Source organism: Streptomyces sp., assembly GCF_031181705.1.
Lineage (GTDB): Bacteria > Actinomycetota > Actinomycetes > Streptomycetales > Streptomycetaceae > Streptomyces.
The window spans coordinates 20,543-30,225 of record NZ_JAPSKN010000046.1; the positions used below are offsets into that span (position 1 = coordinate 20,543).

Below are 9,683 nucleotides of genomic sequence, written 5' to 3' on the forward strand. Positions count from 1 at the left end.
CGTACGACCTAAGATGATCAACGTGTCCGACCAGCATGCACCACGGTCTCTCATCGTCACGCTCTACGGCGCGTACGGACGCTTCGTCCCGGGCCCCGTGCCCGTAGCCGAACTGATCCGGCTGCTGGCCGCGGTCGGCGTGGACGCCCCGTCCGTGCGCTCCTCGGTGTCGCGGCTCAAAAGACGCGGGCTGCTCGTGCCCGCCCGCACCGCCCAGGGCGCGGCGGGGTACGAACTGTCCCCGGACGCACGCCAGTTGCTCGACGACGGCGACCGGCGCATCTACGCGACGGCTCCGCCGGAGGACGAGGGCTGGGTGCTGGCGGTGTTCTCGGTGCCGGAGTCGGAGCGGCAGAAGCGGCACGTGCTGCGCTCCCGCCTGTCCGGACTCGGCTTCGGCACGGCCGCCCCGGGCGTGTGGATCGCGCCCGCCCGGCTGTACGAGGAGACCCGGCACACCCTCGCGCGGCTGCGGCTCGACACGTACGTCGACTTCTTCCGCGGCGACCACCTCGGCTTCGCCCCGACCGCCGACGCCGTCGCCCGCTGGTGGGACCTGGCCGCCATCGCCAAGGAGCACGAGGCGTTCCTCGACCGCCACGAACACGTCCTGCGCGACTGGGGGAAGCGCGAGGACACCCCGCCCGAGGACGCCTACCGGGACTACCTCCTCGCCCTGGACTCCTGGCGCCACCTCCCCTACACGGACCCGGGCCTGCCCGCCGCGCTCCTGCCGGAGGACTGGCCGGGGGTCCGTTCGTCGGCGGTGTTCCGGGGACTGCACGAGCGGTTGCGGGACGCGGGGGCGGGGTTCGTGGGGGTGTGACGGCACGGTGGCGTCGTCCCGTGGCCGCCGTTAGCTCCGCCACGCCCCCGGGTACTCGGCAGCACGCTTCGCAATCCGCACCACACGCAGCACACGGGAGACGGCCATGGAACGGCAGGAAGGTCCGACGCGGCCGGCTCTGATCGTGGTCGACATGATCAACACCTACGACCACGAGGACGCCGAGCTGCTCGTGCCGTCCGTCGAGCAGGTCGTGCCCGTCATCGCGGACCTGATCGACCGGGCCCGCACGGCGGAGGTGCCGGTCATCTACGCCAACGACAACTTCGGACGGTGGCGCTCGCACCACGGAGAGCTCGTCGACGCCGCGCTCGCCCGGCCGCACGCCCGTCTGATCGAGCCGATCCGGCCCGACGAGGAGTCGCTGTTCGTGGTGAAGGCCCGCCATTCGGTCTTCTTCGAGACGCCCCTGGCCTACCTCCTGCGGAGCCTGGGCGTCGGGCACGTGGTGCTGACCGGCCAGGTCACCGAGCAGTGCGTCCTCTACTCCGCTCTCGACGCGCACATCCGCCACCTGGAGGTCACTGTCCCCCAGGACGCCGTCGCCTCCATCCACCCGCACCTGGCCGACGCCGCCCTGGAGATGATGCGGCGCAACATGGGCGCCCGGATCACCACGGCCAAGGAAGTGGACTTCACCCGATCCGTCCCGCACACGGCCTAGGCAAGGGCCGTCGCGTCACAGACTCAGCCGCGGCTTCGGCGCGTCCGTGCGGCCCGTGCGGGGGCGGCGGCTGCCTGCGCGGTAGGGGGCCGGCCAGGGGGCGGCCGGGCCCGTGTAGTCCTGTTCGGCTGCCGCGTGCAGGGTCCACTGCGGGTCGTAGAGGTGCGGGCGGGCCAGGGCGCACAGGTCCGTGCGGCCGGCCAGGATCAGGGAGTTGACGTCGTCCCAGGAGGAGATCGCGCCGACCGCGATCACCGGGACGCCGGTGGCGTTGCGGATGCGGTCCGCGAAGGGAGTCTGGTACGACCGCCCGTACTCGGGCCGCTCGTCCGCCACCACCTGCCCGGTCGACACGTCGATCGCGTCGGCGCCGTGCGCGGCGAAGGCCCGGGCGATCTCCACGGCCTCCTCGGCGGTCGTCCCGCCCTCGGCCCAGTCGGTCGCGGAGATGCGGACCGTCATGGGCCGCTCCGCCGGCCACGCGTCGCGCACGGCGTCGAAGACCTCCAGCGGGAAGCGCAGCCGCTTGTCCAGGGTGCCGCCGTAGGCGTCGGTGCGGCGGTTGGTCAGCGGCGAGAGGAAACCGGAGAGCAGGTACCCGTGGGCGCAGTGCAGTTCGAGCAGGTCGAAACCGGCCCGGGCGGCACGCACGGCGGCGGCGGCGAACTGTTCGCGCAGATCGGTGAGCTGGGCCCGCGACAGCTCCCGCGGGGTCTGGCCGAACGGCTTGTACGGCACCGCCGACGCGGCCACGAGTGGCCAGTTGCCCTCCTCCAGCGGCTCGTCCATGCCCTCCCACATCACCTTCGTGGAGCCCTTGCGGCCGCTGTGGCCGAGCTGCACGCCGATCGCCGTGCCGGGTGCCCGGGCGTGCACGAAGTTCGTGATCCGCTTCCAGGCCTCGGCCTGCCGCCCGGTGTAGAGGCCGGCGCAGCCGGGCGTGATCCGGCCCTGCTCGCTGACGCACACCATCTCCGTCATCACCAGCCCGGCCCCGCCCAGTGCCCGCGCGCCGAGGTGGACGAGGTGGAAGTCGCCGGGGACGCCGTCGACGGCCGAGTACATGTCCATGGGTGAGACGACGACCCGGTTGCGCAGGGTCAGGCCGCGCAGCCGGAACGGGGTGAACATCGGGGGCGTGCCGGGCGGGCAGCCGAACTCGCGCTCCACCGCCTCCGTGAAGCGCGCGTCGCGCAGGCGGAGGTTGTCGTGGGTGACGCGGCGGCTGCGGGTGAGCAGGTTGAAGGCGAACTGGCGGGGCGGCTGGTCCAGGTAGAGGGCGAGGTTCTCGAACCACTCCAGGCTGGCGCGTGCCGCGCGCTGTGTGGAGGCGACGACCGGGCGCCGCTCGGCCTCGTAGGCGGCCAGGGCCTCGGGCAGACAGTCCTGTTCCGCCAGGCAGGCGGCGAGCGCCAGGGCGTCCTCGACGGCCAGCTTGGTGCCGGAGCCGATGGAGAAGTGGGCGGTGTGGGCGGCGTCGCCGAGCAGGACGACGTTGCCGTGCGACCAGCACTCGTTGACGACCGTGCGGAAGGTCGTCCAGGTGGAGTGGTTCGACTTCAGGGGCCGGCCGTGGAGCGTCTCGGCGAAGATCTTGGCGCAGCGCTCGACCGACTCCGCCTCGCCGAGCTCGTCGAAGCCGGCCGCGTGCCAGACCTCTTCGCGCATCTCGACGATCACGGTGGAGGCGTCCGGCGCGTAGGGGTAGCCGTGGAGCTGCATCACGCCGTGTTCGGTCTCGGCGATGTCGAAGCGGAAGGAGTCGAATGCGAAGTCCGCGGCGAGCCAGATGTAGCGGCAGCGGTGTGCCGTGACCCGGGGGCGGAAGACGTCCGCGTAGGTGTCGCGGGTGGTGCTGTGGATGCCGTCCGCGGCGATGACCAGGTCGTGCGTGCCGGGCAGGTCGTCGGGGGCCACGGTGCGGAAGCGGAGGCGGACGCCGAGGTCGCGGCAGCGGCCGTGGAGGATCTCCAGCAGGCGCCGGCGGCCCAGCGCGGCGAATCCGTGGCCGCCGGAGGTGTGGCGTACGCCGCGGTGGACGATGTCGATGTCGTCCCAGCGCACGAAGTCCCTGCGGAGGGCCTCGTAGACCGTGGGGTCGGCGTGTTCGATGCCGCCGAGGGTCTCGTCGGAGAGGACCACTCCGAAGCCGAAGGTGTCGTCGGGGGCGTTGCGTTCCCAGACGGTGATGTCGCGGGTGGGGTCGAGGCGTTTGAGGAGGGCGGCGGCGTAGAGGCCGCCGGGGCCGCCACCGATGACTGCGACGCGCAGCGGGTCGCCCGGCCCGGTGTGCGGGTGGGGTGTGGTCGCTCGCGCAGTGCCCCGCGCCCCTGAGGGTGCCGCTGTCACCGTCCGCTCCACTTGGGAGGGCGCTTCTCGGTGAAGGCCGCGTGGAACTCCGCGTAGTCCTCGCCGGTCATCAGCAGGGCCTGGGTGGAGGCGTCCAGCTCTACCGAGGCCGCCAAGGGCATGTCCAGCTCGGCCGTCAGCAGCGCCTTGGTCTGGGCGTAGGCCAGGGCCGGGCCCTCCGCCAGGCGGCGGGCCAGCCGGCGGGACGTCTCGTCCGCCTGCCCCTCCTCGGTCAGTTCGCTGATCAGGCCGATGCGCTCCGCCTCGGGGGCGCGGACCGGGTCGCCCAGCATCAGCAGGCGGGTGGCGTGGCCCAGGCCGACGACCCTGGGCAGCAGGTAGGCCGCGCCCATGTCGCCGCCGGACAGGCCGACCCGGGTGAAGAGGAACGCGAAGCGGGTGGTGGGGTCGGCGACGCGGAAGTCGGCGGCCAGGGCCAGGACCGCCCCGGCGCCCGCCGCCACCCCGTGCAGCGAGGCGATCACCGGGAACGGGCACTCGCGGATCGCGCGAACGACCTGGCCGGTCATCCGGTTGAAGTCGAGGAGCCGGGCGGTGTCCAGGGCGAGCGTGGCGCCGATGATCTCGTCGACGTCGCCGCCCGAGCAGAAGCCGCGCCCCTCGCCGGCCAGCACCAGGGCCCGTACGGCCCGCTCCCGGGAGAGCTCGGCGAGCAGGTCGCGCAGGTCGGCGTAGGCGCCGAAGGTGAGCGCGTTGAGCTTGGCCGGGCGGGCAAGGGTGACGGTCGCGACGCCGTCGGCGACGTCGACGCGCAGGTGCTCCCAGCCGGGGGTGCGGACGGCGGAGCCGGTGAAGGGACTCATGACGGGCGGCCTCCTCGGGCGGGCACTGCCTCACTGAGCTCTACCCCCCGAAGCTATCACTCATTCGTGACCGTCGTCATGAGTGCGCGATATCCCGGCCGGGTAGGAATCCGGTGGGTCCGGGAGTGCTCCGGGCCGGTCACATCCGTCACAGCTCGTCCACACCGGCGTAACGGTGGGAGCAGCCGCGCGCGGCACCGCGTTCACCTGGGTAAGCCGTCGGCAAGGGGGGCGACGGTGCCCCCGCCGGTGCCCCTCGGACGCGTCCGGGAAGTGGCGCCGTACCATTCATAAGGTTGAAAGCAGGATGTCCTGCTCCATGAACGGACCCGCCTTGTACGAACTCCCCTCAGCCCCCGCCTCCTGGCGCGTCGCGCTGCCGCACACCGCCGCGGCGGTGCCCGTGGCCCGTGCCCTGGTCCGTACGGCGCTGGCCGAGCTGGAGCACGGGGCGGACTGCGACACCGCCGAGCTGCTCACGGCGGAGCTGGTGGCCAACGCCGTGGAGCACACCTCCGGCGAGACACCGATAGAGCTGGTCGTGGAGCTGATGCCGTCGGGCTGCCAGGTCGAGGTGCACGACACCGACCCGGCCCCGCCCGGCGACCTCACCTGTCCGGCCGGCGGGCCGCCCGACCCCTGGCAGGAGCACGGGCGCGGTCTGCTGCTGATCCGCGCCCTGAGCTCCTCGTGCGGGCACCGGCCGACGGAGTCCGGCAAGGCCGTGTGGTTCAGACTGCCTGCGGTTCCCGCTCAGCGGCGTCCGTCGGCGTGAGGCGGGCCAGCCGCGAGTTCCGGCGCCCGTAGAGCAGGTACAGGGCGAGGCCCGCCGCCAGGAACACGGCGAACTGGAGCCATGTCGCCCGGCCGGTCTCGTACATCAGGTACAGGCAGAAGCCGACGCCGAGCAGCGGCGTCAGCGGGTACAGCGGCACGCGGAAGGTGCGGGCGAGGCCCGGCTCGCGGCGGCGCAGGGCGATGACCGCGATGTTGACGACGGCCATGACGGCGAGCGTGCCGATGGTGCACAGGTTGACCACGGCGTCCAGCGGCGCGAAGGCGGCGGGCAGCGCGAAGACCAGCGCCACGATCAGCGTGCCGGCGACCGGCGTGGAGGTTTTTGGCGAGACCCGCTCGAAGACCCGTGGGACGAGCCCGTCACGGGACATCGACAGCAGGATCCGGGTCTGGCCGTACATCACGGCGAGCACCACCGAGGCGATGGCGACGACCGCGCCGAAGGCGATCACGCCGCCGCCGACGGTGGAGCCGGTGACCTGGTTGACCACGTACGACAGCGCGGCGGGGCGGCCACCGACCGCGTCGCCGCCGATGGCACCGATGGCGGCGAGGGCGACCGCGCAGTAGAGCACGGTGACCAGGCCGATGCAGACGAGGATCGCGAGCGGGATGTCCCGGCGCGGGTTCTTCGCCTCCTCGCCGGCCGTGGTGATCGCGTCGAAGCCGATGTACGAGAAGAAGGCGGCGGTGGTGCCCGCGCCGATCCCGGCCAGGCCCTCCGGCGAGAACGGGGTGAGGTTGCCGTCCTCGAAGGCGGTGAAGCCGATCGCGACGAAGGCCACGAGCACGGCGAGCTTGAGGACGGCCATCGCGGCCGTGGCCCGGGCGCTCTCGCGCACCCCGCGGACCAGCAGTACGGCGGCCATGGCGATGACGATCACGGCCGGCAGGTTGACCACGCCGCCCTCGGCGGGGCCGCCCGACAGGGCCGTGGGCAGCCGCAGTCCGACCAGGCCGTCGAGGAGCTCGTTGACGTACTGGCTCCAGCCGACGGCCACCGCGGACACCGACACGCCGTACTCCAGCAGCAGGCACCAGCCGACGAGGAAGGCCGTGCCCTCGCCGAGCCCGGCGTAGGCGAAGGAGTACGAGGAGCCGGAGACCGGGATCGCGCCGCCCAGCTCGGCGAAGGCGAAGGCGGTGAAGACGCAGGTGATCGCGGCCAGGACGAAGGAGATCACGACGGCCGGGCCTGCCTGGGCGACCGAGTCGGACAGGCCGACGAAGATGCCGGTGCCGACGATCGCGCCGACGCCGAAGCAGACGAGCTGGAAGAGGCCCATCGTGCGCTTGAGGCCGTGGCCTTCACGGTCGGCGCCGGATTCGGCCACCAGCAGGTGGGGCGACTTGTAGCGGGGCATGCGGATGGTGCTCGTTTCTGGTGGTGCTCGGATGCGACGGGTGCGTCGCGCGGGACGGCCGCGGAGAAGGGGTGGTTCCGGGCCGCCGGTCAGCATAAGGCCTGTTCAGGCGAGGGTTGCCACCATGACCGCCTTGATGGTGTGCATCCGGTTCTCCGCCTCGTCGAAGACGACCGAGTGGGCGGACTCGAAGACCTCGTCGGTGACCTCCAGGTGGTCCAGGCCGTGCGAGGCGTGGATCTCCCGGCCGACCTCCGTGCCGAGGTCGTGGAAGGCGGGCAGGCAGTGCAGGAACCTCACGTCCGGGTTGCCGGTGGCGCGCAGCACGTCCATGGTCACGGCGTAGGGGGCGAGGGCGGTGATGCGCTCGTCCCAGACCTCCTTCGGCTCGCCCATGGAGACCCACACGTCCGTGGCGACGAAGTCGGCGCCGCGCACCCCCTCGTCCAGGGTCTCGGTGAGGGTGATGCGCGCGCCGCTGCCCTCGGCGAGCGCCCGGGCCCGGTCGACGACCTCCTCGGCGGGCCAGTAGGCCTTCGGGGCGACGAGCCGTACGTCCATGCCGAGCAGGGCGCCGGTCACCAGGTAGGAGTTGCCCATGTTGAAGCGGGCGTCGCCCAGGTAGGCGAAGGAGATCTCCGTCAGCGGCTTGGCGCAGTGCTCGGTCATGGTGAGCACGTCGGCGAGCATCTGGGTGGGGTGCCAGTCGTCGGTGAGCCCGTTGTAGACGGGCACCCCGGCGTGCGCGGCCAGCTCCTCCACCTTCTGCTGGCTGTCGCCCCGGTACTCGATCGCGTCGTACATCCGGCCCAGCACCCGCGCGGTGTCCTTGACCGACTCCTTGTGCCCGATCTGGGAGCCGGAGGGGTCGAGGTACGTGGTCGAGGCGCCCTGGTCGGCGGCCGCGACCTCGAACGCGCAGCGGGTCCGGGTGGAGGTCTTCTCGAAGATCAGCGCGATGTTCCGGCCCCGCAGGTACGGGGTCTCGGTCCCGGCCTTCTTGGCGGCCTTCAGCTCCGCGGCCAGCTCGACCAGGCCGCGGAACTCCTCCTCGGTGAAGTCCAGCTCCTTGAGGAAGTGGCGGCCGGCGAGGGCGGTCGGGACTGTCGCCATGGGGGCGCTCCAGGGATACGGGGACGGTGACGAGACAGGAACGGGGACACTGACACTGACTCCCTGGAATACTATACGAAACTCAGCATGCCTATACGGAGTGGTGCGCTCACACGGGGTCGCGTTCGACCGGGCAGCTCATGCACCGCGGTCCGCCCCTGCCCCGGCCCAGTTCGCTGCCCGGGATCTCTATCACCTCGATGCCCTGCTTGCGCAGGTGGGTGTTGGTGGTGGCGTTCCGCTCGTAGGCGACCACGACACCGGGTTCGACGGCCAGGACGTTGCAGCCGTCGTCCCACTGCTCGCGCTCGGCCGCGTGCACGTCCTGGGTCGCGGTCAGCACCCGGATCTCGTTCAGGCCGAGGGCCGCGGCGATCGCCCGGTGCATGTGCTCGGGCGGATGGTCGGTGACCTTCAGCTCCTTCTCGCCGACGCCCGGCTCGATGGTGTACGAGCGGAGCATGCCGAGGCCCGCGTACTGGGTGAAGGTGTCGCCGTCGACCATCGTCATCACGGTGTCGAGGTGCATGAAGGCGCGGCGCTTCGGCATGTCGAGGGCGACGATCGTCTCGGCCGAGCCGGCGGCGAACAGCTTGTGCGCGAGCATCTCCACGGCCTGCGGGGTGGTCCGCTCGCTCATGCCGATGAGCACGGCCCCGTTGCCGATGACCAGCACGTCCCCGCCCTCGATGGTGGACGGGTAGTCGGCCTGGCCCTCCGACCAGACGCGGAAGCTCTCGTCGCGGAAGAGCGGGTGGTGGCGGTAGATCGCCTCGAAGTGCACGGTCTCGCGCTGCCGGGCGGGCCAGCGCATGGCGTTGATGGACACGCCGTCGTAGATCCAGGCGGAGGTGTCCCGGGTGAAGAGGTGGTTGGGCAGGGGGCCCAGCAGGAAGTCGTCCAGTTCCATGACGTGGAAGCGCACGGAGGTCGGCTCCGGGTGCACGTCGAGGAACTCGCGCTTGGTCATGCCGCCGACGAGCACCTCCGCCAGCTCCCGCGCGGGCAGGTGTTCGAAGGCGGCTCTGAGGTGGTCGGTGGCCAGCGGGCCGTACTCCTTCTCGTCGAAGACCCGCTCCAGGACCAGGGATCTGGCCTGCGGCACCTGAAGCGTCTCGGCCAGCAGGTCACCGAAGAGGTGGACGGTGACGCCCCGGTCGCGCAGGACGTCGGCGAACCCGTCGTGCTCGGCGCGGGCCCTGCGCACCCACAGCACGTCGTCGAAGAGCAGCGAGGTCTTGTTGCTCGGGGTGAGCCTTTTGAGCTCCAGATCGGGCCGGTGCAGGATGACACGGCGCAGCCGCCCGGCCTCGGAGTGGACGTGGTATGCCATGCCTTCATCCTGACCGCAGGAGCCCGTCTTGACTCACCTCGCGCGCGTTTCCGACCGCTCCTGTTCGCGTCGGGGTGACGACAACGCCTCGTGACCGTGTCAGCGGCTCGGCAGCGGCTGGAGCCGCTCCGGCCGGGCCGGCCCGCGGCGGGTCGCACGGCCCGGTTCCAGCGCGGCCCGGGCGACGATCCAACCGGCCAGGGCGTCCGGCTCGGCCGGCTCGCAGGCCGGCAGGCCGGCGTATCCGGCGAGGGCGGCGGCCGCGTCCCCGGCGGCGAGGTGCTCGTCGGCGTGCGCGGCGCGGTCCCCGGCGGCGAGGTGCTCGTCGGCGTGCGCGGCGCGGTCGGGCGGGTGGCGAAGGCGTGGGTGGTGACGTCGGGCCACGGGGTGC

The 9,683-nt window shown here is 72.1% G+C and carries 8 protein-coding genes and 1 pseudogene; 3 read left to right on the plus strand and 6 right to left on the minus strand.

Annotation, left to right across the window (positions count from 1 at the left end):
- Nucleotides 1-13 precede the first annotated feature (13 nt).
- Both RIN80_RS11995 and RIN80_RS12000 read left to right on the plus strand, forming a co-directional pair.
- Nucleotides 14-826, plus strand: a complete 813-nt coding sequence (locus tag RIN80_RS11995; protein WP_309095545.1) for a PaaX family transcriptional regulator C-terminal domain-containing protein — start codon at nt 14-16, stop codon at nt 824-826.
- 106 nt (nt 827-932) lie between these two features.
- A complete protein-coding gene (locus RIN80_RS12000; RefSeq protein ID WP_309095546.1) occupies nt 933-1,511 on the plus strand; it encodes an isochorismatase family cysteine hydrolase in 579 nt (192 codons plus the stop codon).
- A 15-nt stretch (nt 1,512-1,526) separates the two neighbouring features.
- Here the strand turns inward: RIN80_RS12000 and RIN80_RS12005 are convergent, their stop codons facing one another.
- Both RIN80_RS12005 and RIN80_RS12010 read right to left on the minus strand, forming a co-directional pair.
- The gene (locus RIN80_RS12005) at nt 1,527-3,860 is read right to left on the minus strand and encodes a bifunctional salicylyl-CoA 5-hydroxylase/oxidoreductase (RefSeq protein WP_375141672.1); all 2,334 of its coding nucleotides are present in this window, start codon (nt 3,858-3,860) and stop codon (nt 1,527-1,529) included.
- The gene (locus RIN80_RS12010; protein ID WP_309095547.1) at nt 3,857-4,684 is read right to left on the minus strand and encodes an enoyl-CoA hydratase family protein; all 828 of its coding nucleotides are present in this window, start codon (nt 4,682-4,684) and stop codon (nt 3,857-3,859) included. Before RIN80_RS12010 ends, RIN80_RS12005 begins: the two co-directional genes overlap by 4 nt.
- 307 nt (nt 4,685-4,991) lie before the next feature.
- Between RIN80_RS12010 and RIN80_RS12015 the strand changes: the two genes are divergently transcribed.
- Nucleotides 4,992-5,459 carry an ATP-binding protein gene (locus RIN80_RS12015; protein WP_309095548.1) on the plus strand — a complete coding sequence of 156 codons (468 nt, stop codon included), beginning with the start codon at nt 4,992-4,994 and terminating at the stop codon, nt 5,457-5,459.
- On the opposite strand, the gene RIN80_RS12020 is transcribed toward RIN80_RS12015, so the two are convergent.
- The 4 genes and pseudogenes from RIN80_RS12020 to RIN80_RS12035 form a co-directional block, all read right to left on the minus strand.
- Nucleotides 5,416-6,846, minus strand: coding sequence for an amino acid permease (locus RIN80_RS12020; protein WP_309095549.1), 1,431 nt, complete (start codon nt 6,844-6,846; stop codon nt 5,416-5,418). The genes RIN80_RS12015 and RIN80_RS12020 overlap by 44 nt on opposite strands.
- Before the next feature lie 105 nt (nt 6,847-6,951).
- Nucleotides 6,952-7,959, minus strand: a complete 1,008-nt coding sequence (argF, locus tag RIN80_RS12025) for an ornithine carbamoyltransferase (RefSeq protein ID WP_309095550.1) — start codon at nt 7,957-7,959, stop codon at nt 6,952-6,954.
- Nucleotides 7,960-8,068: 109 nt separating this feature from the next.
- A complete protein-coding gene (locus RIN80_RS12030) occupies nt 8,069-9,292 on the minus strand; it encodes an arginine deiminase (protein ID WP_309095551.1) in 1,224 nt (407 codons plus the stop codon).
- 99 nt (nt 9,293-9,391) lie between these two features.
- Nucleotides 9,392-9,683, minus strand: a pseudogene (locus RIN80_RS12035) (hypothetical protein); the annotation flags it as partial.

What these genes read in the sequence shown, in the direction of transcription:
- RIN80_RS11995 (WP_309095545.1), top strand. Translation starts at nt 14, where the DNA reads ATGATCAACGTGTCCGACCAGCATGCACCACGGTCTCTCATCGTCACG.
- RIN80_RS12000 (WP_309095546.1), top strand. Translation starts at nt 933, where the DNA reads ATGGAACGGCAGGAAGGTCCGACGCGGCCGGCTCTGATCGTGGTCGAC.
- RIN80_RS12010 (WP_309095547.1), bottom strand. Translation starts at nt 4,684, where the DNA reads ATGAGTCCCTTCACCGGCTCCGCCGTCCGCACCCCCGGCTGGGAGCAC.
- RIN80_RS12015 (WP_309095548.1), top strand. Translation starts at nt 4,992, where the DNA reads ATGTCCTGCTCCATGAACGGACCCGCCTTGTACGAACTCCCCTCAGCC.
- RIN80_RS12020 (WP_309095549.1), bottom strand. Translation starts at nt 6,846, where the DNA reads ATGCCCCGCTACAAGTCGCCCCACCTGCTGGTGGCCGAATCCGGCGCC.
- argF (WP_309095550.1), bottom strand. Translation starts at nt 7,959, where the DNA reads ATGGCGACAGTCCCGACCGCCCTCGCCGGCCGCCACTTCCTCAAGGAG.
- RIN80_RS12030 (WP_309095551.1), bottom strand. Translation starts at nt 9,292, where the DNA reads ATGGCATACCACGTCCACTCCGAGGCCGGGCGGCTGCGCCGTGTCATC.